General features: G+C 66.6%; 23 protein-coding genes. 17 read left to right on the top strand and 6 right to left on the bottom strand.

Annotated elements, in window-relative coordinates; translation table 11 throughout:
• Nucleotides 1-150: 150 nt before the first annotated feature.
• The gene (locus W930_RS0107730; RefSeq protein ID WP_152552655.1) at nt 151-591 is read right to left on the bottom strand and encodes a hypothetical protein; all 441 of its coding nucleotides are present in this window, start codon (nt 589-591) and stop codon (nt 151-153) included.
• Nucleotides 592-937: 346 nt separating this feature from the next.
• Here W930_RS0107730 and W930_RS0107725 point away from each other — a divergent pair, with 346 nt between their 5' ends.
• Nucleotides 938-1111, top strand: coding sequence for a hypothetical protein (locus W930_RS0107725; protein ID WP_235195520.1), 174 nt, complete (start codon nt 938-940; stop codon nt 1109-1111).
• Between the two features lie 688 nt (nt 1112-1799).
• On the opposite strand, the gene W930_RS26590 is transcribed toward W930_RS0107725, so the two are convergent.
• The 5 genes from W930_RS26590 to W930_RS0107695 all read right to left on the bottom strand — a co-directional run bounded on the left by W930_RS26590 (nt 1800) and on the right by W930_RS0107695 (nt 7056).
• Nucleotides 1800-3068: a collagen-like triple helix repeat-containing protein gene (locus W930_RS26590; protein ID WP_023871580.1), complete on the bottom strand. Its 1269-nt coding sequence runs from the start codon at nt 3066-3068 to the stop codon at nt 1800-1802.
• A 57-nt stretch (nt 3069-3125) separates the two neighbouring features.
• Nucleotides 3126-3857 (bottom strand): MarR family winged helix-turn-helix transcriptional regulator, encoded by a 732-nt coding sequence (locus W930_RS29100; protein ID WP_023595642.1) that lies wholly within the window; start codon nt 3855-3857, stop codon nt 3126-3128.
• Between the two features lie 85 nt (nt 3858-3942).
• Nucleotides 3943-5121, bottom strand: a complete 1179-nt coding sequence (locus W930_RS0107705) for a collagen-like triple helix repeat-containing protein (RefSeq protein WP_023595643.1) — start codon at nt 5119-5121, stop codon at nt 3943-3945.
• Nucleotides 5122-5178: 57 nt separating this feature from the next.
• The gene (locus W930_RS0107700; RefSeq protein WP_023595644.1) at nt 5179-6741 is read right to left on the bottom strand and encodes a collagen-like triple helix repeat-containing protein; all 1563 of its coding nucleotides are present in this window, start codon (nt 6739-6741) and stop codon (nt 5179-5181) included.
• A 27-nt stretch (nt 6742-6768) separates the two neighbouring features.
• Complete coding sequence (locus W930_RS0107695) at nt 6769-7056, bottom strand: hypothetical protein (protein WP_023595645.1); 288 nt, start codon at nt 7054-7056, stop codon at nt 6769-6771.
• Nucleotides 7057-8190: 1134 nt separating this feature from the next.
• On the opposite strand from W930_RS0107695, the gene W930_RS0107690 reads away from it, so the two are divergent.
• From W930_RS0107690 to W930_RS0107615, 16 genes are all read left to right on the top strand, one after another.
• Nucleotides 8191-8376, top strand: a complete 186-nt coding sequence (locus W930_RS0107690; RefSeq protein WP_023595646.1) for a Flp family type IVb pilin — start codon at nt 8191-8193, stop codon at nt 8374-8376.
• Nucleotides 8377-8522: 146 nt separating this feature from the next.
• Entirely contained in the window at nt 8523-8723 is a 201-nt protein-coding gene (locus tag W930_RS29525) for a Flp family type IVb pilin (protein WP_224785233.1), read from the top strand.
• Nucleotides 8724-8782: 59 nt separating this feature from the next.
• Nucleotides 8783-9262, top strand: a complete 480-nt coding sequence (locus W930_RS0107680; protein ID WP_200873090.1) for a prepilin peptidase — start codon at nt 8783-8785, stop codon at nt 9260-9262.
• A 209-nt stretch (nt 9263-9471) separates the two neighbouring features.
• Nucleotides 9472-9957 carry a TadE/TadG family type IV pilus assembly protein gene (locus W930_RS0107675; RefSeq protein ID WP_023595649.1) on the top strand — a complete coding sequence of 162 codons (486 nt, stop codon included), beginning with the start codon at nt 9472-9474 and terminating at the stop codon, nt 9955-9957.
• Between the two features lie 124 nt (nt 9958-10081).
• On the top strand, nt 10082-11095 hold the full coding sequence (gene cpaB / locus W930_RS0107670) for a Flp pilus assembly protein CpaB (protein ID WP_023871577.1): 1014 nt from the start codon (nt 10082-10084) through the stop codon (nt 11093-11095).
• Nucleotides 11096-11153: 58 nt separating this feature from the next.
• Nucleotides 11154-12530 (top strand): type II and III secretion system protein family protein, encoded by a 1377-nt coding sequence (locus W930_RS0107665; protein WP_029753893.1) that lies wholly within the window; start codon nt 11154-11156, stop codon nt 12528-12530.
• A 77-nt stretch (nt 12531-12607) separates the two neighbouring features.
• Nucleotides 12608-13948, top strand: coding sequence for a MinD/ParA family protein (locus tag W930_RS0107660; RefSeq protein WP_023874605.1), 1341 nt, complete (start codon nt 12608-12610; stop codon nt 13946-13948).
• A gap of 1 nt (nt 13949) precedes the next feature.
• Complete coding sequence (locus tag W930_RS0107655) at nt 13950-15320, top strand: CpaF family protein (RefSeq protein ID WP_023595652.1); 1371 nt, start codon at nt 13950-13952, stop codon at nt 15318-15320.
• Nucleotides 15317-16261, top strand: a complete 945-nt coding sequence (locus W930_RS0107650; RefSeq protein ID WP_023595653.1) for a type II secretion system F family protein — start codon at nt 15317-15319, stop codon at nt 16259-16261. Before W930_RS0107655 ends, W930_RS0107650 begins: the two co-directional genes overlap by 4 nt.
• A 19-nt stretch (nt 16262-16280) precedes the next feature.
• Entirely contained in the window at nt 16281-17330 is a 1050-nt protein-coding gene (locus tag W930_RS0107645; RefSeq protein ID WP_023595654.1) for a type II secretion system F family protein, read from the top strand.
• A complete protein-coding gene (locus tag W930_RS30405; protein WP_158443198.1) occupies nt 17327-18499 on the top strand; it encodes a tetratricopeptide repeat protein in 1173 nt (390 codons plus the stop codon). The genes W930_RS0107645 and W930_RS30405 overlap by 4 nt, the downstream gene beginning before the upstream one ends.
• Nucleotides 18500-18579: 80 nt before the next feature.
• The gene (locus tag W930_RS30400) at nt 18580-19158 is read left to right on the top strand and encodes a DUF3613 domain-containing protein (protein ID WP_158516339.1); all 579 of its coding nucleotides are present in this window, start codon (nt 18580-18582) and stop codon (nt 19156-19158) included.
• Between the two features lie 6 nt (nt 19159-19164).
• Complete coding sequence (locus W930_RS0107630) at nt 19165-21282, top strand: pilus assembly protein TadG-related protein (protein WP_023874603.1); 2118 nt, start codon at nt 19165-19167, stop codon at nt 21280-21282.
• 123 nt (nt 21283-21405) lie between these two features.
• Complete coding sequence (locus W930_RS0107625) at nt 21406-22821, top strand: sigma 54-interacting transcriptional regulator (RefSeq protein WP_023595658.1); 1416 nt, start codon at nt 21406-21408, stop codon at nt 22819-22821.
• Nucleotides 22822-23186: 365 nt separating this feature from the next.
• Nucleotides 23187-23930 carry a DUF2968 domain-containing protein gene (locus W930_RS26570; protein ID WP_080685102.1) on the top strand — a complete coding sequence of 248 codons (744 nt, stop codon included), beginning with the start codon at nt 23187-23189 and terminating at the stop codon, nt 23928-23930.
• A 440-nt stretch (nt 23931-24370) separates the two neighbouring features.
• On the top strand, nt 24371-26263 hold the full coding sequence (locus W930_RS0107615; RefSeq protein WP_023874600.1) for a potassium transporter Kup: 1893 nt from the start codon (nt 24371-24373) through the stop codon (nt 26261-26263).
• Nucleotides 26264-26293: the final 30 nt, after the last annotated feature.

Genomic DNA, 26293 nt, shown 5'->3' with positions numbered 1-26293 from the left:
CGAGGCTCAGGAACGGCCCCGGACGATACGTCCGGGGCCTTCTCGTTCATGCGTGGCCAGACGTCGCGAGGGTTGCCGCGGCGGTGCCGCGCCGAGGGAGTCGCGCCGCCGATGCGATCCGTGACCTGCCTCGGATGCCTCGCGCCTGCGTCACTCGAGCGGTATGAAGTTACGGCTTGCCGATGCCATCGAAGGCAGACGTGCCAGACGTGCCAGACGTACGAATAGCGACCGAATCATCTGCGGCATCGAATGACGCTCGATCGATTCGGCGAGGCTGCTGGTGGCCGGGGAAGACGCCGGTTGCGTCCCGCGCGAACCCGACGGCGCCGCGGGCGGCAGTCCGATGCGTGTGCCGACCGGATGCGGCATCGACAGCCGTGCCAGCCATGCCACCGTCGTGCCGATCAGGGGAATGCGCTCGGCGATTTCCGTGGCGGTGCGCACCACGCTTTGAACCCGCGAGAGCACTTCTCCCTGCACGTGATAGGCGTCCACGCGCGAGGACGCCGGTGTCGCGTGATGCCGGGCCACCGTGCGCTCGTGCAGTCCGGCGGCGTCGAATGTCAGGCCGTGCGATCGCTCCACCACGGAGGTCTGCGCCGAAGCGAGGCCACCGCCCAACGAGTGCCCCCGTGAACATCAGCCGCGACGCCGGGTACAACTGCGTCAACGTCTTCCCCCAGGCGATGGCCGCCTCGTATTGGCGTGAAGGTAACCCCAGCGCCTGCAAAACATTCTGCTTCCAGTCGACGTAAGCGCGTGCCGCGATGTTCATCTCCGTGCCGCGATTGGCGGCCAGGATGTTGCCGCTGACGGGGTCGGCGTAAACGGCACCAAAGAACCCGGACCCCCCGGGGCCGTTGTCGTCATGCGCGTCGATGCGTTGCACGCGCGCGGGCAGGATCTGCGGGATCGACTGGTCGAAGTAGACGTCATGATCCACAAGCGCAGCGGTCACGACGTTACGTTGTTCGAGCATCTTGCGAGGCATCGCGTCGATGCCGTGCGTCTCGATCCACGCATCAATCTCGTCGACGCGCTGCGCGACAGCCACGAGACGCGACGTCTGATATGCCGACGCTTTCGCCTCGCTTTCGTCCACGAGTGATGTCAATTGTTCGAGCACGCTGTCGAAAGCCGCCGCCTGTTGCGGGTCCGACGGGCGCACCGGGGACGAGCGCCGGCACAGCTCGCGCGTCGCATCGATCCATGCCTGCGTCAACGCCCTCGAGCGACGCTCGTGCGCGTAATGCGGATCGGCGTCATGTCCGATTCGGGGAGACGTCTGGACGCCGCGCAAGGTGCGTCGCCATCGCGCGCTGGCGATCCGTTGCTCACGCGTCAGGGCATGCCACTGATCTGATGTTTCGGATGCCGAAGAATGGTGCGCTTGCTCGGGGTTTGCCTCGCTATGGGTGGCGGGGGCAGGCGTTTCGTCGAGGACGACGTTGGGCGTTGCGGCAGGGGCGTGCCGCAGACTTGTTGGGCCAATCATGATGTCGGTGCGTCAGGGGAAGCGTCGTGGGAAACCGCGCGCGGGTCGCCCGGCGTCGGGAAATGACGCGGGTAAGGGCGACGCGGTGGCGGAACGGCGAGCGATTCTGCTCGCGCGCGACGCTGTCGGACACCAGGAATGGCTCATTTCCCAAACGTCGGGCCATGGCGACAGGTGGGGCAACACCCGAGCACGACAAAGCCCGGGCAGTGTCGCTTCACTGTCCGGGTTTGCCGACGTCATTGGCGCCTGCACGCCGCTGACGTTCCCCCTCGCGATCTTCGGATGCCGACGCGTCCGCTTACCTGGCCAGCCCGCCCAACAGTCCGGTGACCGGCGCCAGCACACCGGCGGCACTGCCTGACCCGGTCGTGCCGCCCGAGCCCGCGCTGGCGAGCGACGTGAGCGGGGTCGTGACGGTGCTCAACAGCGTGGTGACGGTGCCGAGCGGATTCGTGGCGCTGCTGCCGCTTCCACCGACGCCCCCGGTGCCGCCGGTCACTGCCGTGGCGCCACCGAGCAGGCCGGTGAGGCTGCCCAGCGGATTGGCGCCCGACGTGCCGCCGCCTGCTGTCCCGCCGAGACCGCCGAGCAGACCGGTCAGGGCGCCCAGCGGATTGTTGCCACCGGCCGTTGCGGGCGACACCGTCGTATTGCCGACGTTGGCGAGCACATTGCCCAGCGCGTTCGGGCTCGTTGCGCCCGTGTTGCCGAACAGCAGACCGCCGGCGCTGGTCGCCGTGTTGCCCAGTGCCATGAGCGGATTGCCAAGGCTGGCGACCACGGCGTTCGGCGCGGCGCTCTTCACCTGGGTGCCCGCCAGATTCAGCGCGCCGCCCAGCGTGCCCAGCAGGCCTGCCACCGGCGTGCCCAGCCCGGTCGTGTTCCCCACGGTCTGCGTGGTGCTCACCACCGTATTCGTAATCGGCGAGATGGCGGACGAGAGCGCCGTGGTCGCCTGCACGACGGGTGCGCTCCCGAGCGCCTGCGTGAGCGCCGCGCCGCCGCTCACGCCACCCTGGCCGACGGTGGCGACCGCATTGCCCAGCACGCCCGTGAGCGAGTCGACAGGGGTGTTCGCGAGCGGGCCGCTCTTGCCGATGCCCGCGATGCCGCTGCCGAGCGATTTGCCCGCGTTGCCGAGATCGGTCACGACACTGCCGGTGCTCGCGAGCGTGGTGCCGACCGGATCGGTGCCGGTCTTGCCCAACTGTCCGAGCCCGCTGCCCACGCCGGTGCCCAGATCGGTCACGGCGTTACCGGTTTGCGTGAGGGCCCCGCCAAAGCCCTGCGTGGCCTGCGGCGACACGCCCGGAATCGTCGTGCCGGACACCTGGTTTCCGACGGCGCTGACCACGGAGCCGACCGAGCTCACCACACCGTTGCTCGACGTTGTCGGGTTCGTCGGGTTGTTGGGGTCGTTCGGATTGGTCGGTGTGTTGGGATTGTTGGGGTTTGTCGGCGTGTTCGACGTCGCGCCACTGCCGCCGCCCGAACTGGAGCAGCCGGTGACGCCGAAGAGCGCTGCGACGAGCGCGGCGAGCAAGGTGGGGTGAAGCCATTTCGACATGACATGTCTCCTCGAACAGGGACGAGCGCTTCCGGGGGCGTGGTTCGCCGGCGGCCGTCAGGCCTTGGACGTGGGGCCCCTGGCACTGGAGACCAGACCGGCGATGTCCTGGTCGGCCTCGAAGCGCAGACGGAAGGTTTCGCTCTTCAGGGTGCGAATGCTCTGCACCAGGAAGTCGTGGATCGCGGCGAGTTCGCTGTGGTCGTAGGCGGCACTCACGGCGGTGAGCTCGCGCGAGACGGACGACAGGAACTGCTCGATCTGTGCGCAGCGTTCGGCGATCGGATGGATCATCACCATGCGACGGTCGTGCGGATTCTTTTCGCGCTCGACGAAGCCGGCGCGCTCGAGCCGGTCGATGACGGTGGTGATGCCGCCAGAACTCACGCCCATGAGCTCGGCCAACTGACCGGCGGTGATCGATTCGAGTTCGAGAATCAGGTCGAGCGCGTTCAGATCGGTGACGTTCAGGCCGAGCTGTTCGGCCAGCGCTGCGTGATAGAGCGCGGTGTACACGGCGAGCCGGCGTCCGAGCGAGCGGACGATGCCGGCGACGAGATCGTTTCGGTTCGTATGTCGGTCGCTCATGGTGCCGTGCGTTGCGTTGAGCGGGGAGGCAGTGGCCGTCGCCCCGGAAGCAGCGCCCGAATCGGCGCCGTACGTGTTGTGGCTCTGGCGGGCGCCGACACCGCCGGCGGTCTCGCGCATGGCCGGGGGTTCGGCATATTGCGAGGCGGATTCGCCAAGACCGCGCATCAGCACGCCGGTGTCGGATAGGAAGCGGGCCATGGCATCTCCTTATCGATGAATTGCCTGAGGCATGCGCGGCGCCGGAACGTCGGCGGCGCGCGCGATGCCATGTGTCACTTGCGATTTACTTGCCGACGCTGGCGACGCTGCCGAGCAGGGTGGTCACCGGTGCGAGCAGACCGCCGAGGCCGGCGGTGGCGCCACCCGAGCTGCCGCCGGCCGCGCTCGTCACGCCGGAGAGCAGGCCCGTCACGGGCGCGAGCGGGCTGGCGCTGCCGCCCGACCCCGACGCGGCACCGCTCAGTCCGCTCAGCAGACCCGTGACCGGCGCAAGCGGGCTGCCCCCGCCGCTGGTGCCGCCAAGTCCACCCAGCAGACCCGTCACCGAGCCGAGCGGATTCGCGTTGCCGCCCGCCGCGGTCGAGCCGAGATTGCCGAGCAGCGAGCCGAACGGGTTGGCCGTGCCGGTCGAGGTGGATCCGTTCAGGAACGAGCCCACGCCGCCGACTGTGTTGCCGGTGGCGATGACGGTGTTTCCGAGCGCCGTCACCACACCGTTCGACGAGGTGCCCTTCATCGTCGTGCCGACCGTGCCGACTGTGTTGCCGACCGTCGTGAGCAGGTTTTGCACCGGGCCGCCCAGACCGGTCGTGGTACCTACCGTGCGGGTGGTGTCGGACACGACGTTGGTGACCGGGTTGATCGCCTTCGAGAGCGTGGAAGTGACCTGCGTGACCGGTCCACCCGTGAAGGCCTGCTTCAGAATTGCGCCGCCCGCGATGCCGCCCTGGCCGACCGTGGATACCACATTGCCCACGGCGGACGTCAGTCCGTCGACCGGCGTGCCGGCGAGCGGGCCGCTCTTGCCGATGCCGGCCACACCACTACCCAGTTGAACGCCCGCCTGGCCCAGATCGGTCACGACGTTGCCGGTGCTGGCAAGCGTGGTGCCGACGGAATCGCCTGACGTGCCGGTTTGGCCGAGACCCGCGCTCACGCCGTTGCCGAGATCGGTGACGGCGTTGCCGGTGCTCTTGAGTGCGCCGCCGAATCCCTGTGACGCTTGCGGCGAGACGAGCGGCAACTGCGTGCTGGCGACCTGATCGCCGAGCGCGCTCACGACGTTGCCGGCGGAGCTCACGACGCCGCCCGCGTTCGTTGCGGTGGTGCCCACGGCGTTCGGCGTGCCCGTGGTGCCGGCCGAGGTGGCACCGCTTCCGCCACCGCCGCTCGAGCAGCCGGTCAGTGCGATGGCGGCGATGGCGGCCGAGGCGAGAAGCGTGCGTTGGAGTGCGAGGTTCATGGTGTCTATCTCCTGTGTCGTTCTGAAAGTTTCGATTCGGTTTCGGCGCATCGCCGCTTACTTCTTCGCGCCGAGCAGGCCGCCCAGCAGACCCGTCACCGGGGCGAGCGGGCCGGTGCTTCCGGTGCCGCCGGCGCTGGTTGCGCCGCCGACCGCGCCCGTGACCGCGCCGAGCAGGTTGGTCACCGGCGCAAGGGCGCCGCCCGCGGTCGCGCCGCCAGTGCCACCGGTCGCGCCGCCGGCCACGGCGCCGAGCCCGCCCGTCAGACCCGAGACGAGATTCGTCACCGGGGCGAGGGCGTTGCTGCCCGGCGTGCCGCCAGCGGCGCCGCCGAGCGCCCCCGTCACGCTGGCGACGAGGGTGGTGACCGGTGCGAGCGGGCTGCCGCCCGAGGCGCCGCCCGTGGCGCCACCGATCCCGCCTGTCAGACCGGCGACGAGATTCGTGACCGGGGCGAGGGCGTTGCTGCCCGGCGTGCCGCCAGCGGCACCGCCGAGCGCACCCGTCAGGCCCGAGACCACGCTCGTGACCGGGGCGAGCGGGTTGGCGCCGCCAGTGGCGCCACCCAGGCCACCCAGGCCGCCTGTCAATCCCCCCAATGCCGACGTAAGCGGCGCGAGCGGATTGGCGCTGGTCGGCGTGCCGTGCACGGCGCCGCCGAGACTTGCCACGGTGTTGCCCACGCCTGCGACGATGCCGCCAACGTCCGCGGCGACCGGGTTGTTGAGTTGCCCGCCGATCTTCGTGCCCACGCCGGCCAGACCGCCGCCCACGGTGGCCAGCAAGCCGGCAACCGGCGTACCCAGGCCCGTCGCATTGCCGACCGTTTGCGTGGTGTTCGTCACCACGTTCGTGATCGGAGTGATCGCGGAGGAGAGCGACGTCGTCAGTTGCTGCACCGGCGCGCTCGTAACGGTCTGCGTGAGCCCGGTACCGAGCGACTGGCCGGCCATGCCGACCGAGGTCACGACACCGCCGAGCAGCGTGGTGACGCCGTTGATCGGCGTGCTGCCGAGCGGGCCTGTCTGACCGAGACCGGCGACGGCGCTGCCCAACTGCGTGCCCGCCGTGCCGAGATTCGTCACCGCCCCGCCCACGCTGGCGAGCGTCGGGTTGAGCGGGTCGCTGACCGAACCGAGCTTGCCGATGCCGTTGGTCAGGCCCGTGCCAAGTGTCTGCACGGCGGTGCCGGTGGACACGACGGCGCCCGACAGACCCGATTGCGTTTGTGTGCTCAGCAGCGGGAGTTGCGTGCCGGCGAGCGTCGTGCCCACGTCGCTGACGGTCTTGCCGACTTGGGTGACAACCCCCGTGCTTGCCGTACCGGCGACCGTGCCGATCGGGTTGGTGGTCGCGCTCGTGCCGGTGCCGCCATCGCCGTTGCCGTTGCCACCCGTGTTGCCATTGCCGCCGGTGCCCGAGCCGCCGGTTCCCGAACCGTCGCTGACCGTTCCGGCGCCCGTGCCGCCGCCACCGCCAGCGCCGGCCGTGGTGCCGCTGCCACCGCCGTCGCCGAGCGAGCCGCTGGTGCCCCCGGAGCCTGAGCTGGCGCAGCCGGTCATCGTGATGACGGCAAGCAGGCAGGCGGAAGCGAGCAGGTTGCGTTGAAGGTTGTTCATGATGGTGTCCTCTGGTCGTTGTCGTTATCAGGCGAGCACGGCTTGTGCCGCCAGACGGTTGTTCATGCGTTGTGCGATGAGCGCGAACAGCAGCGCGTCGACAGCGGCGCTGCCGAAGCCCGTCATTGCATGGGCCGAATGCGTGGCGTGGCCGTTGGCCGGATCGAACGGTGTGGCGGTGGCGCGCACGCCACCGCCGTCTTCACCGCCCCTCCCTGGGCTTGCGCCTCTACGATCGTTGCCGCCGATGCGCTGACGCTGCGCGGTGATGGCTTCGGTGCGCTGCGTCGGTTGCTTGGTATTGCCAATGATCATGGTGTCCCCCCGGTGATCTTCAGCGTTGCGATGCAGGGGTATGCGCAAGAGGTGTGCCAATCAATGATTTCGGATTTGAAGACTTGCTCTAGTTTTTCCGTCAAACGGCTGAAAAGCCTGTATTTATTTGCGTTTTGGAAAACAAGAATCTTTTGGATCGAGAGATCGGTGTTCGCAGGGAATGGGTAAAAGTCAGGGTTAACGCGATCGGAATATGGCGAGTGTCGGGCGCAAATCCGTTCCCGTTACGTCGGGCGTTACGGGTAACGTTACGTAACGCCGCTGTTCGAAAAGCCTTCGGGGTGCCGACAAATTGAAGCGCCTGGATGCGTCGTGTCCGCTTCAATGCGAATTCGCGCTGATATGGTCGTCGTGCTCGAATTGGGTTGTTACAGCACGCGTGGCACGGCTAGTTTTCGACATTGAAATCGAATCGAATGACGAACCAATCTCTCGGGCGCGGGGCGGGGCCCGGAACGCATCATGAATGGAAAGGATGGGAAAGACTGCGCGTCTGGCTCGCCTGTGCCGGCGTGCCAAGGCGGTTTCGACGCGCGATACGGAGCGTGCTATAGAGCGTGTTGCGGAGCGCGTTCCCGGGTGGTAAACCGGGCGCGAAACCGGGCGCATTACGAGGCCGGTCGTTGAAGTACGTCCGACCTCGGAATGAAACGGGGCGGATGTTGCACTCGACAATGGCGTCGGCAGCGTGGAAATGAATGAAAAGTTATTTAAACGGCTGGTGTATTCCATTCGCGATTGGATGTGGCGTCGCGCAAATCATGGTTTTCCCTCGCAAGCGTTGTGCTGCGTGGTTTTGGAGTATTGTTTGATCAACCCATGTAACGATTTCTTACACTCTCGGTGGTGATTGGAACCAAGACTCTAGTTTTTGCGATTTACTTTAAATTACGATCAGAAAAAATCAGCGCGCCGCCGCAAATGATGTGTCGACAAGCAAAGAATTGGTGGCGTACAACGTAAAAGAGGTTCGAAAGCCTTGCTGCGCAACGAACCTGAGGCCGAAGTCCAGAATTGATGAGTGATTTGGCGGGATGCGTCACGCGGCCGACAGGCCGATGATGCGCCGCCGTGGGTGAATGGGCGCCTCGCGCCTTCATGAGGGAGACTGATATGAAACTCGGCAAACGTATTCGACTGTTCGCTCGCGACGAGCGAGGTGTCACGGCGCTGGAATACGGCATTCTCGCCGCGATTGTCGCCGTGATCATCGGTGGCACGATCTACGCCAACCTCACGGGCACGTTCTCGACGGTCTTCTCGAAAGTGACCTCTGCCGTGACGGCTGTCGGTGCCTGACGTTCACTGACGCTCACTGACGTCGACCGGCGGGCGCCGAGCGTGTTCGCGGCTGCCGCCGCCCATGCAAAAAAACACAACGGGCGCCGCAGTCATCGAGACGCCGTTGCGGGAAGTCGGATGCTGTATTCGCGGGGATGCGCATCATGAAAGCAATGCGAGCGGGAACAAGACATCGAGGGCACCGTCTTTCGCGGCAACGCGGCGTTACGGCACTGGAGTACGGAATTCTGGCGGCGATCGTGGCGCTCATCATCGGCGGGGTCGTGTACACGAACCTGAGCAGCGCGTTGACGACGGCCTTCAGCACCGTGTCGTCGGCGGCGACGTCGGCGGTCTCGCATTAGCGCGGGGAGCGCATTGCTCGGCATTGCTCTGCATTGCTCGTATCGAGGCGGAACATCGCGTGCTGATATTGCTGACTCTGTTGTGCGTGCCGATCGTGGTCACCGACCTGATTGCGCGCCGTATTCCGAACGTGTGGCTATTGTGCGTCGGTGCGCTCACGCTGGCCTGGATGGCATGGCGTGCGTGGCACGGCGAACCTCGGGTGTGGTGGGTGCATGGCCTGGGCGCGCTCGTCGGGTTGATCGTGTTGCTGCCGTTCTGGTGGCGGGGTGTGATGGGAGCGGGCGACGTGAAGCTGTTCGCGGTGATCGGGTTGGTGGCGGGATATCCCGCGTTGCTGCCGGTCTGGTGTCTGGCGAGCGTGGCGGCCGGCCTGCATGCCCTGGTGCTGTTGGCCGGACGGGTGAGGGGCCTGGCGCGGTGGCGTGACCGGTTTGCGGCATCGCGAGCCTGGCAAAGCATTCTGCGTTGGCGGGATGGACGCATCGGATTGCCCTACGGGGCGTATCTGGCCGCCGCGGCGCTCGTCGTGAGGTGATCGGAAGATTGGAAGTCGTTGGCGGCGGCGAAGCCGGTACGGCGTGAGGGCGTCGTTCGAGATGTCGCCGAGGTGGCGTGTTGGGGGACGAGTGCTGCAAGAAGCGGCACCGCTAGAACGGGAGGCGCGGGCGACGCCGCGCAAATGAGCAGCACCAATGCGTCGCCAAACACGGCCACACAGCGCCGTGCGCGACGGGGAGTTTCGTCATGAAGCGGTTTGGGGCACAGGCAGCATCGGCATGGCCGGGACGGCTAAGTGCGCGCTCGCGCGGCGTCGCTGCTCTCGAATTCATGCTGATCCTGATGGTCCTGCTGCCTGCCTTCTATGTCGCCGTCGCTTTCTCCATCAATATTCTCGCCCGACAGATGCTCACGCAAGCCGCCTCCGAGGCCGGCCGTGCAATGCTGCGCGCGGGTACGATGGCCCAGCGTCAGAGCTACGCCACGTCGGCGATCGCCAACACGCTGACCTGGCCGTCACCGTCGGTCGTGAGCACCAGTTTTCCGGCTGACGCCACGTATCCCTGTCCGGCATCGGGGTCGGCCACCAGTTCGCAATGCATCGTTCACGTGACGCTGACATTGACGCAGCCCATGACCGTCAACTGGCCGGGGTTGGGGGCGCTCGTGCCGGCCAGTGTCGTGGGCGCGGCGGCGGTCACACTCGATACGTCCACGATCGGCGGAAGTTAGCCGTGTCGCCGCGTGATTTGCGTGCCGGGCTCGAAACAAGCGATGTGCGGTTTGCCAGGTTGTCATGCCGCCGGTGCGCCGGCGTCCCGCAGGTAGTGACTGAACGGCCGAAAGGCCCCAAGCCATGAACAAAGCCACCAAGATTCTTGCTGCCGTGCTGGTTGTCGCAGGCGTGCTGCTCGCGCTCTTCGCGTTGCGTCTGGGGACGTCGAACGCGCCTGCGCCCGCGACCACGCCGTCGCCGGTGACGCAAACGCTCACGCAACGCTTCCCGGCCGTGGTGGCGGCCAAGGCGCTCGCGCCGGGGCAGCCGATCGGCGCGGGCGACGTGAAGATCGAGGCGTTCAATAGCCAGACGGTGGGCGGTTTCTCGAACCCGGCCGATGTGGTGGGGCGCGTGCCGCTCGTGGCGCTGGCGCCCGGCGTGGCGCTCACGCAAGGCACACTCGCGCATGGTCTCTCATTGCAACTCGCGCCGGGCGAGCGTGCGGTCGCCATCCCCGTCACGGAAACGGTCGGGGTGAGCAACCGGATTCGCCCGGGCGACTACGTGGACGTCTTCTTCACCCTCAAGACCAACCAGGCGGGACCCAACGGCGCCGTGGCGGATGACACGCAGGCACGTCTGCTGGCCTCGCGCGTGCGGGTGCTGACCTACGGCAATGCGTCGCTCGACGACGTGACGCCGCCGCCGGCGTCGCCCGGCGTGGCCTCGACGGTGCAGGCCGTGGCGTCCACGGCACCGCCGCCGCAACCGGCGAGCAACCCGCCGCCGGTGCCGGCGACGTCCGCCGTGGTCGCCGTGCCGGTGGCCGACGTCAACCGGGTAATGCTCGGCACACAGCAGGGAAAAATCATGCTGGCACTTCGCAATCCGGGCGATGACGCCATGCCCGACACGTCGCTGTTCCCATCGCCACCGCCGGTGCTGGCTGGCAAGGCCGGTCTGAGGGTCGACGATCGCGCTGCGCTCTCCACACCCGAGAACCAGGCCTACGCCGGGATCGCCGCGACCGGGCTCGCGGGAGAGCCGGTGCGTCGGGCGACGGCGTCGCGTGGGTCGGGGACTTCGGGCGGCGCAACGGGCGGGGCCATCGAGGTGGTGCGCGGCGCCGAACGATCGACGGCCGCTTATTGAGCCACACGAAGCCGCCGACAAACCCATCAACCGACACAGTGACCGATACAGCCACGCCATGACCAGAAGCCAGGTTCGCACTGCCAAACGAGAGACGAGACGCGTTACGGGACTGCTGTTGTGCTTCGCCGCGTTGCTCGCGTGCTCGGCGTCGGTATCGGTACGCCTGGCCGATGCGGCCGACTCGGGCGTGAGCGCCGCAACGCGCTCGCTGACGATGGGCGTTCGCGAGCAGCGCGAGTTGCCGGTGCCCGGCTCGCTCGAGCGTGTGGCGGTGGCCGACCCCACGGTGGCTGACATCGTCGTGCTCAAGGGCACCGGCGGGCGGCGCGGTTCGGTACTCGTCGTGGGCAAGAAGCCGGGTACGACGCAGGTCTCGGCGTGGCCGCGTGGCGGGGAGCCCGTGCGCTGGGAAGTGCATGTCACCGGGGACCTGCAAGGGGCGCTCGGCGACACCGGCACCGCCAGCGTCGATGCGCGTGGCAATGCAGCGCTCATCAAGGGCCACGCGAATACGATGATCGAGCACAGCGGCCTGCAATCGGCGGCCGTCGATGCGTCGGGCAAGGGCGGGGTGGTCGTCGACCGCTCGACGGTGGGCGACACCGGGGTGGTGCAGGTCGACGTGAAGATCGTGGAGATCAATCGCAACATCCTCAATCAATTGGGTGCGAGCTTCAGCGCCTCGCGCACTTCGGGCTCGGGCAGCTTCGGCGTGGGCTCCACGCTCAACTCGGCGTTCCGCAGCGGCGCCGTGCCGAACTTCGGATCGTTCTTCGGCACGATCACGCGCGGCGCATTCAATCTCGCCGCCGAAATCGACCTGCTGCAAACCAATGGTCTCGGTCGCGTGCTGGCCGCGCCCACGCTGGTCGCCCTCTCGGGACAGAGCGCGAGCTTTCTCGCCGGCGGCGAGATCCCCGTGCCGCAGGCGGGTGGGCTCGGCACCACGAGCATCATTTACAAGCCGTTCGGCGTGGGACTCACGGTGACGCCGACGATCCTGTCACCCAATCGCATCGCGCTGAAGGTCGCGCCCGAGGCGTCCGACATCGATTACACCAACGCCATCGTGACCAGTTCGATCCAGATCCCCGCGATCACGACGCGCCGTGCGGACACGACCGTCGAACTGGGCGACGGCGAAAGTTTCGTCATCGGCGGCCTGATCTCCCGCACCACGACGGCTGCCGTCGACAAGGTGCCGCTGCTCGGCGATCTGCCGCTCATCGGCGCATTTTTCCGGAATCTGAAGTACAGCAGCGCCGAAAAGGAGCTGGTCATCGTCGTCACGCCGCATCTGGTGAAGCCGGTGGCCAAGGATGTGGCTATGCCGTTGCCCGGAGATACGCGCGAGAAGCGCCCGGGGCCGGTGTGGGGCGACTATCTGATGGGTGGGGCAAGCGACAGCGAGCTGCCGGGATTCTCGAAGTAGCGCCGGCACCGTCGTCACGACGGGGCCGGGCGACGCGGGAGCCGCAGCGCTGCGCGCAAGCAGTAAGGAGTGCATAAATGAACGCACCGACGCGAATACTGGACACCATGACCGAGTTGCACCGTTTCCTCTTTTGCAGTGCGCACGCGGGCCACGGACAGTGGCTCTCGGCAGCGCTTCGCGAAGCGGGCGTGGTGCTGCAGGAAGCGGGGCGTCCGGCGCAATTGCAGCAGCGCATTGGCGATCTCGATCCGCAGGTCGTGCTGCTCGACTTTTCGGGCGAGCCGACCGGACACGCCGACGACGCGCCCGAAGGCGGCATCGCCCAGGCCGTCGAGCTCGCACAGATGCTCAAGCGCGTGGCGCCCAAGCTGCCGCTCGTGGCCGTGGGATCGATGGCTCGCGCCGACGGCATGAAGGCCGCGATTCGCGCCGGTGTGCACGATTTCATCGACGTGCACGCCACGCATGACGAGGCGCTCGAGGTGGTTCGTCGCGTGGTGGATCACACGCCGCCGCCGGGCCCGAGCGCTGCACAGCGCCACGGACGCTTCGTCGTTCTGCTGGGCGCACGTATCGGCGTGGGCTGCAGCACGCTCGCGGCGCATCTCTCGCAACTCGGGCAGGAGATGTCGGTCGGGTCCGTCGACGACAAGCCCGCCAGGCTCGCGAAAGCGGCGGCCGGCAAGGACGACAAGGTCGATACGTCGTTGCTGGGCCATGTCGCGCTGCTCGACCTCGGGTTGCCCTCCGGCGACGGGCTGCTGTACCTGAACACGCAAAGCCAGTTCAGTTTTGCCGAGGCGGTACAGAACCTGCGGCGCTTCGACGAGACGCTGGTGCACACCGCGCTCTCGCATGCGCCCAGCGGACTCGCGGTGCTGCCGTTGCCGCTTGACCTGGGCGACATGCGCAGCGTGGCGGCCGCCGACGCACTCGCGCTGACCGACCGTCTGCGCGCGTTCTTCGATCTGATCGTGGCAGATCTGGGAGGCTTCTCGAACCCGGCGTTCGTCGCGGGCCTCGTACGCGCGGCCGACGAGGTCTGGCTGGTGGTCGACCAGAGCGTGGGGGCGATCGTTTCGCTTGCGTCGATGTTGCGCGATCTCGAGGAAAAGGGCGTCGATCGCGGCCATTTGCATCTGGTGCTCAATCGCTACGACCCGCGCTATGGCATGGCGGCCGATCAGATCGCAAAGCGCTTCGATGTGCCGCTGCTCGCCACGTTGCCCGACCGCCCGCTGGCCATGCTCTCGGCGACCAACCAGGGCAAGCTGATTCTCGACACCGCGCGCGGCGATCCCTATGTGCGCGCTTTGCAACCGCTCGTCGAACGGCTGCTCTCGGCGCAGCATGCGAAGACCGCAGCGCACCGCCAGCCTTCGGGCTGGTTGGGGCGATTCATGGGAAAGCACTGATATGACCGACTCCATCGAATTCGCCGACGACAAGCGCGCGTTCGCCAACTCGCAGCAATTCCAGGACATCAAGAACGCGGCGCACGAACATCTGCTCGCGCGCATCGAGGAACTCGGCGCGGAGTTTGGGCGCTGGAGCCGTGGCGCGATCCAGCAATTCGTCGACCTCGAGATGGACGGCTTCGTGCGCCTGCGCCGCATTCCGATCAACGAGTCGGAGCTGCGCCAGATTTCCGACGCGCTCACCAAGGAACTCGCCGGTTTCGGTCCCATCGAGGATCTGCTGGCCGATCCGGCCGTGGAGGATATTCTCATCAACGGCTACAACGACGTGTACGTGTCGCGCAAGGGTGTGCTGGCCCGTGAAGCGCTGCGCTTCTCGGACAACCAGCACCTGTTGCGCATCGTACGCCGCATTCTCGCGCCCATCGGTCGTCGTCTGGACGAATCGAACCCGATGGTCGATGCGCGCCTGCCCGACGGCGGTCGTCTGAACGTGGTGATCGAGCCGCTTGCCGTGGACGGACCGGTCGTCTCGATCCGCAAGTTCCGCAAGGACCCGCTCAAGCCGTCGGACCTGCTCGCGCTCGGCAGCTTCAACGAAGAAATCTACGCGCTGCTCGAAGCGGCCGTGCGCTCTCGTTGCAACATTCTCGTGTCGGGGGGCACCAGCTCGGGCAAGACGTCGCTGCTCAACGCGCTTGCCAGTTTCATTCCGGCCACCGAGCGGGTCGTGACCGTGGAGGACACGGCCGAGCTCTCGCTCAATCACCCGCACGTGGTGCGCCTCGAGTCCCGCCAGGGCGGGTTCGACGGTTCGGGCGAAGTGACGATCCGCGACCTGATCCGCAACAGCTTGCGCATGCGCCCGGACCGGATCATCGTGGGCGAGGTGCGCGGCTCCGAAGTGCTGGAAATGATGCAGGCGATGAACACGGGCCACGAAGGCTCGATGGCGACGATTCACGCCAACTCGCCGCGTGAGTGTCTCTACCGCCTCGAAATGCTGGCGGGTTTCGCGGGCTTCCAGGGCAGCGAAAGCAGCCTGCGCCGGCAGATTACCAGCGCGCTGGATTTCATCGTGCAGATCGGGCGCCTGTCGAGCGGGCGACGCCGAATCTTGTCGATCACCGAAGTCACCGGTGTTTCGGATACGGTGATCTCGACGCAGGAACTGTATCGCCACGAGACGGTCGTGGGGCCCGACGGGGAAGAGAAAGATCGCTGGATTTCACTGGGGCTCCAGCCGCATTCGCCGAAGCTGCAACGCTACAGGGAGCACACGCGCAACGCGGCGGCTGCCGCCGCGCAGACCCAGGGCAACCCGCCGCCCGATTCCGGCGGCGGCGGATTCTTCGGACGCCGGCGATGAACGCCGTCGTGCTGTGGGCCGCATGTATCGCGCTGCTGCTGGTGGCGGCGGGGCTCGAGCTTTGGCGCCGCACGCAACTGCGCGCCAGGGCGCAGGCGACGAGCGCGTTCATCGAGAGGCAGCTTGCCCAGACCGCCCCGCGCTTCGGTACCCCCGGCACACCCGGTGACGCCGGCGCGAACGGCGCGAGGCGCGCGCCCCGGCGCAAGTCATTGCCATGGGAGTTCTTCTTCGAGCGCGCGGGCGTGCAGCCCGATCCGACGTTCTACACGTTGCTCATCGCGCCGGGGCTGGCGCTGGTGCTGGGGTTCTGGCTCTGGCACGGGCCGCTCTCGGCGATCGTCATTCTCGTGATGTATGCCGTGGGCACCGTTCTGCGTTACTGGTTCAAGGCGGCGCGCCGGCATCGCAATATCGTGCGGCAATTGCCGGTGTTTCTCGACGGCATGGTGCGCATGCTCACGGTCGGCAACAGTTTGCCCGCCGCGTTTCAGACGGCTGCGGGCAATGCGGACATGCCACTGCGCGAACTGCTCGAGCGGGCGGTGCGGCAGGTGCAGGCGGGGGTCGATCTGGATGTGGCGCTCAAGCAGATCGCCCGCGTGTACCAGGTCGAGGAGATCTACCTGTTTGCGGCGGTCGTCGATCTCTCGACGCGCTTCGGCGGGCGCGCCGATCAGATTCTTGCGCGCATGGCGGGTTTCATGCGCGATCGCGAGCAGGCACAGGCCGAACTGTATGCGCTGTCGTCCGAGACCCGTCTGTCCGCCTGGGTGCTCGCGGCGCTGCCGATCATCGTGAGCGCGATGCTGATGCTGCTCAATCCACGATTCTTCGAGCCGATGTTCCAGGAGCCCTCGGGGCAGAAGTTGCTGGCCGTCGGCGTTGGGCTGGAAGTGCTGGGCGGCTTCTTGCTGTACCGGCTGGCCAAGTCGCTGTGAGCGGGCAAGGGTGACGTCCATGAACTTCTCGTCCCTGTCGAACCTGTCGGGCAATTCGCATCTGTGGATGATGCTCGGCGTGCTGATGGTCGCCGCCGGGCTGTTGCTGGCCGCCTCGGCCATCCTGTTGCGCGCCATGCGCCAGGGGCGCAACGAACGAATGATCGACCAGGTTCTCGCGAGCCGCCAGCAACAGGCGCTCGCCGCGCTGCGTGCGGCCAGCGCACCGCTCGGCCATCGGGCGGCGGGCGACGATGCCGCGACGGACCCCGGCGAGGCGGGCGAGGGCGTACGACGCGGCTGGCGTGCCGTCTTCGACCGCGCAGCGGCGCTCGGCAAGCAGTGGTCGGAGACGCGTCTGGGGCAGCACCTGATCGCCGCAGAGGATCGCCTGCTGCTCGCGCAGTGCGGCTGGGACAGCGTGCGCGCCAAATCGTTGTTCCTGTTCTCCCGCGTGGCGCTCGCCGTGGTACTGCCCCTGCTCGTGTGGCTCTGGTTTCCGGGCGGCGGCGGCCTGAGCACGATCGTGCGCCTGCTCGGCGCGGTCGGCGTCGGCCTGCTTGCGCCAAAGTTCTACGTGCAGCGCAAGGCGGCTGCGCGCCGTCGCGATCTGATCGAGGAACTGCCGCTGCTCATCGACCTGCTGCGCCTGCTCCAGGGCGTGGGGCTGTCGATGGACCAGAGCCTGTATGTGATGGTGTCGGATTTCCGCGAAGTGCTGCCGATCCTGTCGAAGGAGTTCGAGAACGCCAACCGGCAATATGCCTCGGGGCGCGGGCGCGAGGCGTCGATGGGCCGTTTGCGCGAGGTGTACGACAACGACGATCTGCGCGCGCTGGTGCGCCTGATCGTGCAGGTCGAGCAGCACGGCGGCGCCGTGCAGGAGCCGCTGCAACAGTTCAGCGACCGGTTGCGCGAGCAGCGTCGTCAGACGATGAAGGAGCGTATCGGCAAGCTCACCGTGAAGATGACTCTGGCGATGATGCTGACCCTCCTGCCCGCGCTGATGCTGGTGGTCGCCGGGCCGGCGTTGCTCTCGCTGACCAAATCCATGGAGGTCATGCAGTGAATCGACCCATTCCGACATCAGGACCGAGCGCCCGTGAGGTGCGTCGGTCGATCGACATCGCAGGTATTGGCGACATCGACCCCGTGGTGCGCGTCGGGCCGGCGGCCGGCGTGCTCGCCCGTGCATTCGCGGGCGTCTCGCTTGCCGCGCTGGGCTTGTCGTTGCTCGCCGCATGTAGCGCCACGAATATCGGCGGGTACGGTGCACCGTCGGCCGCCGCGCTCATGCAAGCCCAGCAGAACGATGAAGAGAAGGCCAAGGCGGCCAGGCCCGACACGCGCGAGTTGTACCTCTCCATGATTCGGCAAATGCAGGAGCACGGTTCCTACTTCGCGTCGCTCGCGCACATCGACCAGTTCCGCATTCAGTATGGTGCTGCGCCGGATGTCGATCTGCTTCGCGCCGATGCGTTGCGCGAGACCGGCCAACCGGATGCGGCCGAGCAGGCTTACCGGGCATTGCTCGGCGGAACCGAATCGGCAGCGGCATGGCACGGTCTCGGTCTGGTGGCGGCGCAGCGCAAGGACTACGCGAGCGCGGCGCAGGCGCTTCGCGAGGCCGTGACGCGTGCGCCGACCGAAGCGTTCTATCTGAGCGACCTCGGCTTCGCCCTGTTGCGCAATGGCGAGACGAGCGCCGCGCGCGTGCCGCTCGCGCAGGCGGCCGAATTGCGCCCCGACAACCGCAAGGTATTGAGCAATCTCGCCGTCTATCTCGTGGTGACCGGCGAGCGTGCGCGCGCCGAGGACATGATGACGCGCGCGAAAATGCCGCCGTCCACGCGAGAGGCCATCAACAAGCTTGCCGCCGATATCAAGGCGCACGCGAAGGCCAGACGGGCCGCGGCCGCGGCGGACGCAGCGCGCCTGGCCGCGCTCAAGGCTGCGTCGTTGAGCATGCTTGCGTCGGGTGCGTTGCCGGTCGCCGCCACTCGCGGCGCCGCCAACGACGCAGGCGCCACGATGGGCGACTCGGGTCCGGTGGTCGTGCAGCTGTCGCGCCCGGCGCAGGCACCGATGCAGCCCGCTACGGCAGCTACGGCAGCTACGCCTGCCACACTCGCCACGCCCGCGACGGGTGGCGCGGAAGCAAAACTCGCACGCGCGGCGGACGTCGCGCGCAGCGATATGCCGACATCGATGCTCGATCGTTTCGGGCGGTCTCAATGACGCCGCGGATCGTCCGTACCCGCGAGGCGACGAGCGACCCGCTCGGGAAACGAGTCACGCAAATTCAGGGAGAGGTGATCATGGCTGTCCAGACATCACAACGCGCCTCTGGCACCCGGCCGCCCCCCGCAATGCGGCTTGCGGTGGCCATGCTCGCGCTGTGGGCGGTTGAAGTCGTCGCGCAAATCAATCCGCCGATTACGGGGACCATGGGCGGCACGGACGCTCGCGCCGTCGCGCCCGCACAGGCGCAGTCCGCACCGGTCGCGCGACCGCAAGCGGTGCCGACAATAACAACGACCGGCGCGCCCGGTGCCGCGACGGCGGCAACGGCCGGTGCGCCGCAGGCTTCGCCCATCCCGGCCAATGTCGTGCGCCGCACGACCCCGCTGCGCGTTGGCGAACATGCCGCGGACGGCATGCTCGGCGATGAAACGCAAGCGTTGCTGGCATTGCAGGCGAGCGGCATGGCCGCTGGCCCAGGCCTGCCGATGCTCGGCGCGACGACCACGCGGGCGTACAAGCGTTACCTCGACAGCTTCGCCTATCCGATTCCCGAATTCTTTTCGGCCGTGGTGCAAAACAACGGCGCCGGCGGTGGGAGCGGCGGTGGCGGGGTCGGGGGCGCAACGGCGACGGGGGCTGGCGCGAGCCAGTGAGGTGCCATGACAGTGCGTGCGCCCGTGCACCCAACGGATCGTGCGCTGCCGCCCGGCAGGCGGCAGCGCGGGTCGGTGCCGATCCTGGCCTTCGTCTTCGTGATCGTGGTGATGATTCTCGCGGTCGCCATCGACGCGGGCTTCGCGTTCATGAAGCGGCGCGATCTGCAGCGCGCCGCCGACATGGCCGCGCTGGCCGGCGCGCAGACATTGCCCGGGTGCGCCAACGCAACGTCGTATGCCACCGCCGTGCAGAACAACGTCAATGCCAACATGGGGACCAACGCGACCGACTTGCAGGTGACCTCGGCGTGCGGTTTCTGGACCTCGCCCGCGGCGACGGCCAGCGGCCCGGGCACCTTCGTGGCGGCCACGTCCGCGAATGCATCGACCGGCAATGCGGTCTCGGTCACGCTTTTCCAGCAGGTGCCATCGTTCTTTCAACTGGCCGGAACCCGCACGATCACCGCCACGGCAACGGCGCGCAAGGCGCCGGCAGTGGTGACGTTCACCGTGGATTCCGGCTTGCTCGCGCTCAATACGGGCAACTCGGTGCTCGGTCCGTTGCTCACGTCGCTCGGCGTGAATGCCGCGGCGTATATCGCCAACGGACAGCAGCTCGTGGGTGCGACGATCACCCCGAGTGGCCTGCTGCAGGCGCTGGGCGTGCCGATTACCGGCGACGTCACCGTCGCATCGCTGCAGGGGCTGGCGACCGTGAAGAATCTTACGGTGGGCACGTTGCTGAGCGCTACCCAAACGGCGCTCGCCGCCCAAAGCGGTGCGCTTTCGGCGTCGGTCACGGCGCTCAACGGTGTGGTGAGCGCGCTGGCGGGGTCCAACGCACTGAGCCTGCCGGTGAATCTCTTCGGCACGGCCACCACGCCGGGCGTGTTCGCCAACATCGACATGGCCGGGGTGAGTGCCGCCAACGCGCTGACGGCCAATGTGAATGTGATGGACCTGATCTCGACGGCGATCATCGGTGGCAGCGGCACGAGCGCGATCTCGATCCCGTCGCTCTCGATTCTCGGCAATACGGTGAGCGCGAAGGCCAGCATCATTTCACCGCCGCAGTTGGGCATCGGTGGCGTGGGCGCCACGGCGAGCACGGCGCAGGTGCGCGTGTTTCTCCAGGTCAATACGCAGGCCAACGGCTTGCTGGGCGGCGTGCTCAACATCGCCGGCACCAGGCTGACCCTGCCGCTCACGGTCGAGCTCGCCCAGTCGACGGCGACCGTGACGGCCCTGCAATGCGGTGCGACCCCTTCGGCAACACTTCAGGAGACCTCGGGGCTCGTGAATCTGTGCGTGGGATCGGACGCATCCGGCAGCGTGCAGAACACGAGCGCCGCGAGTTGCACGACGGTGCTGACCAATCGCGTGCCGATCGCCACGCTGCTCGGGGCGATCACGGTCAACGGCAAGGTCAGCGCCTCGCTGGTGACCAGTACCACGCCGGCGCCGACCAAGACCTTTACCGGCCCGTTTCCGCAAACCTGGGGGCCGGTCGGCTCGACGGTGAACCTGAGCCAGATCGTGGGGGCGCTGCTCGGCGGCCTCACGGTGGACGTGGGCACGCAGCCGATCGGCAATTCGTCGGGCGCGAGTCTGAGCAATGTCACCAACGGGCTGCTCGGCGTCGTCCCCAATGCCGGACTGGGCATCACGACCGTGAACAATTACCTGAATACGGCGGCGTCGAACCTGCAAGCGACGCTCTCCAGCCTGAACACGACGCTGGGCGGCGTGCTCACGCTGAACGTCGGATCGATCGTCGGCGGCCTGACCGGCACGATCACCGGCTTGGTCAATACGGTAGGGAGTATTCTGGGCGGGCTGCTCGGCAACGTCGTCACGACGCTGGCCGACACAGGATGCAGCCTGAGTGGCAACCCGACGAGCTGTCGCGCGCAGTACATCAACGACAACAACATCATCAGCACGAGCAACCTCACGCCGGTGCTGACGAGCGTGCTCTACACGCTGCTCAACCCGCTGCTCGCGCCGTTGAGCGCCCTGATCAACAGCGCGCTGTCGGCGCTCGGCATCACGATCGGTACCACGACGGTGACCGTCGACAGCATCAACTGTCAGAACGGCCTCGTTCAACTGGTGTATTAGGGCAGGGCGACGACAATGGCCAATGGATCACGAACGCTGCCCTGACCCGGATTCGGCATCGGGCCGGACTACGGAACTTCACCATGCCGGACGCCGGGGGCGTTCGGCAAAACGCGGATCAGCATGAAAAGCAAGCCAGTACGTGAAGACCTCGACGTGTACGTGTGGGAAGGCAAGTCGGACATTGCCGACCGGGTGGCGCATTGCCTCGCGAGCTTCGACATGGAAGTCATTCGCGCCGACGGCATCGACCTGTCGCGCGAGCGCACCAGGGCGCGTCCGTCGATCGCCGTGGTCAGCGTGTCGGTCATTGAGGGGGCGTCGACCAACGCACAGGAGTGGCAGCTCGGTCACGGCATGCCCGTGATCTGGGTGGCCACGTCGCCGCGCGAGAACGATCCGCGCGTATATCCGCCCGAGTACAGCAATATCCTCACGCTCGACTTCACGGGCGCGGAGCTGCGCACGCTCATCTTCAAGCTCTCGGGCGCCATTGCCGACGCCGACCGCGCGCCCACGCCGGCCGATCCGCTCGTCGCGCGATCGAGCGCCATGCTCGGACTGCTCGCCGAGGTCGATGCGTTCGCCGATTGCGATTCCAACGTCCTTATTCACGGCGAAACCGGAGTAGGCAAGGAGCGCATTGCGCGCCTGCTGCACGACAAGCACAGTCACTACGGGCAGGGGCCGTTCGTGGCGGTGAACTGCGGCGCGATCCCGGACGGGCTCTTCGAGTCGCACTTCTTCGGCCACGCCAAGGGCGCGTTCACCGGAGCGCTCTATTCGCACAAGGGCTATTTCGAGCAGGCCAACGACGGCACGCTCTTTCTCGACGAAATCGGCGATCTGCCGCTGTATCAACAGGTCAAACTGCTGCGCGTGCTCGAAGACAGCGCGGTCACGCGCCTGGGCTCCGCACAGCCGGTCAAGCTCGATTTCCGGCTGGTGGCGGCGACCAACAAGAATCTCAAGTCGATGGTGCGCGACGAGCTGTTTCGCGCCGATCTGTTTTATCGGCTCGCGGTCATCGAACTGCATATCCCGAGCCTCGAAGAGCGCGGCGCCATCGACAAGCTGGCGGTCTTCACGGCGTACCTGGACAAGGTCGTCGGCAAGCTCGCCGGCGATGGCGATGGCGACGTCGCGGCGCAGGTGCCCGGGTGGCTTCGCGAACTGGTCGAAGGCGGTGTATTTCCCGGCAATGTGCGCGAAATGCGCAATATCGCCGAGCGCGTCGGCATCATCTACCGGCAACTCGGCGGCTGGGACGAGCGTCGCATCCGGCCGATCTTCGACGCGCTGGCGATCAGCCCGGCCACGCGCGGCGACGATACCGCGCGCGCCGGTGCTTCGGCCGATCGCGCTCGCTGGGACGCCACCGAACGGGCCCGTATCGTGGCGGCGCTCGATGCCAACGGCTGGCGCCGTCAGGACACCGCCAACGCGCTGGGCATTAGCCGCAAGGTGCTGTGGGAAAAAATGCGCAAATATCAGATCCTCGGCAACGACTCGGAGTTGGCCAGCGAGTACGAGGGGTAAGCGGGCGGACCGGGCACGGGGCACGGGGCACGGGGCACGGGGCATTTTCCGCGGCTTGCGTGGGCGCGTGCGCAATGTGTCGGCTTGTGACGGGATTTTTCCGACAAGCAGGTTCCGCTCGGAGGAACTCGCGCGTTCGCCGGAGTTGCGCGGTATCAACAGTTGAAATCGCGCCTGCACAATTCAGCATTCCCTGCTTGGAAGAGCGCCCCGCAATGGATAGAATTGGCGGCTATTGCGGGCGTGCGGTTATCATTCAACAAATACGCAGGTCTCAGATCCTCGGGACGGAGTCCGGGGTGGCGAATGAATGCGACGAATAAGGGTCGACAAACGATCCAGTCGATAACAGGAAAACAGATCAGATGAAAATCAGTGATTGCCGGGGGCGGTTTTGGTTAGGCGTGGGGGTGGCATGCCTGGCTGCGTGGGGAACGTCGGCAGGCGCCGCCGAACCGGTCAAGGATGTCACCGGCGCAACGCCTTCGCAACTGGCAGCGCCCGCCGCGCCTGCTGCGCCTGCTGCGCGTTCGCAGACCACGGCGCCGGCCGCCGCATCGGGGACCATCCAGGAACTGCGCGATCGCATCCAGAACAAGGAAGTCACCGAACTTCGCACCACATACAACGGCCGCTACGGGGCGAGCCTGTTGTTCTATCCGCAGACGATGGGTTACTACGTCGCCCTGTTTCACGAAGGCCAGTTCTGGCGTGCCGTCAAGCTGAACAACGAGAAGAAGGCCGAATCGCTGTACGCCGACTTCGTGCGCCAGACGCAAGTGCTCGCCGACGTGGAAATCCGCCGGATCAAGCTCGAAGCGCAGCGGGCCATGATGGAGCGCCAGTTGGCCGAGAGCGAAGCGCGCCTGAACGCCGTGCAGAGCGATCTGGCAATTCAGCGCCAGCAGGAACAGGCGCTGGCCCAGAATCAACAGGCCGTGCGTGAGCAGGCCTCGGCGCTGGAAACGGAACGCAACGCGGCGCGTATTCGCCTGACGGACCTCCAGGGCCAGATCCGCTCGCTCGAAGCCGAGCAGAACAGCGCAGATTCCGACCTCGTGCGCTCGGTCAAGGGGGCCGGCACGCGCAAGCCGGCACGTCGTCGCTGATTGTCGCTAATTGCCGCCGATCGCCGCCGATCGCCGCCGCCTCGTCTGAGGCGGCGCGCTGACGGAGGGCCCCGACCGGCCCTGCGGCCCTTCGGAGGCAGCGGGCACCTCGCAGCAAAAGATAGCCGCCTTCGGGCGGCTTTTTCGTGGGCGCTACACGCATTTGCGGGGACTGTCGACTCACGAATCGCGCATGCCTGGGATATGTCGCGCATTTGCAACTCGAAATACGGGACTCCCCGCGCGGTCCCGCGCCGCCGAGACGCGGTAAAACCCTCGGCGTGCCGCACTGGTCATGGGGCGCGGCGCGAATTATCCTAGCGTGGCATGTCGCGCATTACCCCCGGAAATCCGCACCTGCCCGGACTGGCGAGGGAACCGGCGCCCAGTTAGAATAGCGCCCATTTTGTGCAGCGCAATAAAGCGATTACCCAAACCTTATGACGCAAAACATACGACACGGGCACCGCCCTCAGGCCATGCCCGCGCTCATGGTGGCGGCCATTGGCGTGGTCTTTGGCGATATCGGCACCAGCCCGCTCTATGCGCTCAAGGAATGTTTCGATCCGCAACACGGCATTCCGTTTAATCAACAAGCCGTGTTCGGCATCATCTCGCTGCTGTTCTGGGCACTGGTGATCGTCGTCTCCCTGAAGTACGTGTTGTTCGTGATGCGCGCGGACAACCGCGGCGAAGGCGGCGTGCTTGCGCTCATGGCGCTCAGCCTGCGCAGTGTGCGGGCGGGCAGCAAATGGGCCGCGGTGCTCATGATGCTCGGTATGTTCGGCGCTTGCATGTTCTACGGCGACGCGGTGATTACACCTGCGATTTCCGTGATGTCGGCCGTCGAAGGCCTGGAGATCGCCGCGCCGTCGCTTTCGCGCTTTGTGCTTCCCATCACGATCGTCATCCTGATCGTCCTGTTTTCGATGCAGAAGTCCGGCACGGCCAAGGTCGGCCGCCTGTTCGGGCCGGTGATGGTGACGTGGTTCGTGATTCTCGGCGTGCTCGGGGTCTACAACATCGTGGCCGCGCCCGAGATCGTCAAGGCGATCAATCCGTACTACGGCATTCATTTCATCCACACGCACGCGCTGCAGGCGTATATCGTGCTCGGCTCCGTGTTCCTGGTGCTCACGGGCGCGGAAGCCCTGTACGCCGACATGGGGCACTTCGGGATTCGTCCGATTCGCTTCGCCTGGTCGTTCCTCGTGTTTCCCGCGCTGGCATTGAACTATTTCGGTCAGGGTGCGCTGTTGCTGACGAACCCGAAGGCCATCGAGAATCCGTTCTTTCTGATGGCCCCGGACTGGGCGCTCATGCCGCTGGTGATCGTCGCGACCGCAGCGACCGTGATTGCATCGCAGGCGGTGATCTCGGGCGCGTTTTCGCTCACGAGCCAGGCCATTCAACTCGGCTACGTGCCCCGCATGAAGATCCTGCATACGTCCGATCGTGAGATCGGGCAGATCTATATGCCGGTGATCAATTGGGCGCTGCTGCTGGTCATCGTCTGGATCGTGTTGGCATTCAAGTCGTCCAGCAACCTGGCGGCGGCGTACGGTATCGCCGTGACCACGACCATGGTGATCACTACCGTGCTGGCCTGCGTCGTCATGGTGAAGGTCTGGAACTGGAACAAGTTTCTCGTCGCGCTGGTCATCACCGGCTTCCTGGTCGTCGACTTCGCGTTCTTCGGCGCCAACCTGATCAAGGTGGAAGAGGGCGGATGGTTGCCGCTGGCACTGGGCGCATTCCTGTTCTTCATGCTCATGACGTGGCACAAGGGACGTCAGTTGCTGCGCGAGCGCACCGCCGCCGACGGTATCCCGCTCGGCCCGTTCCTGCAGGGTCTGCTGGCGCACCCGCCGCACCGCGTGGCAGGCACGGCGATCTACCTGACCGGCGGCAATTCGCTCGTGCCGGTGAGCCTGCTCCATAACCTCAAGCACAACCGCATCCTTCACGAACGCACGATCTTCCTGACGTTCCGAACCGTCGACGTGCCGTACGTGGAAGATTCGACCCGTATCGAGGTCAAGGACCACACCGGCGGGCTGTTCAGCGTGGTAGCCACCTTCGGCTTCAACGAGACACCCGACGTGAAAGAGGTGCTGCATCTGCTCGAAGAGAAGACGGACATGCACTTCGAGTTGATGGATACGTCGTTCTTCCTCGCACGCGAGACCGTGGTCCCGACGAAGCTGCCGGGAATGTCGATCTGGCGCGAGCGCCTGTTCGCCTGGATGCATCAGAATGCGGCCAAGCCGACCGACTTCTTCAGCATTCCCGCGAACCGCGTGGTGGAGCTGGGCACGAAGATCGAGATCTGATGCGAAGGAGGCGAGCGGCGTAACACGCCG

This window comes from Pandoraea sp. E26, assembly GCF_000681415.1.
GTDB classification, from domain to species: Bacteria; Pseudomonadota; Gammaproteobacteria; order Burkholderiales; family Burkholderiaceae; genus Pandoraea; species Pandoraea pnomenusa.
This window is presented reverse-complemented; position numbering and strand designations above follow the sequence as displayed.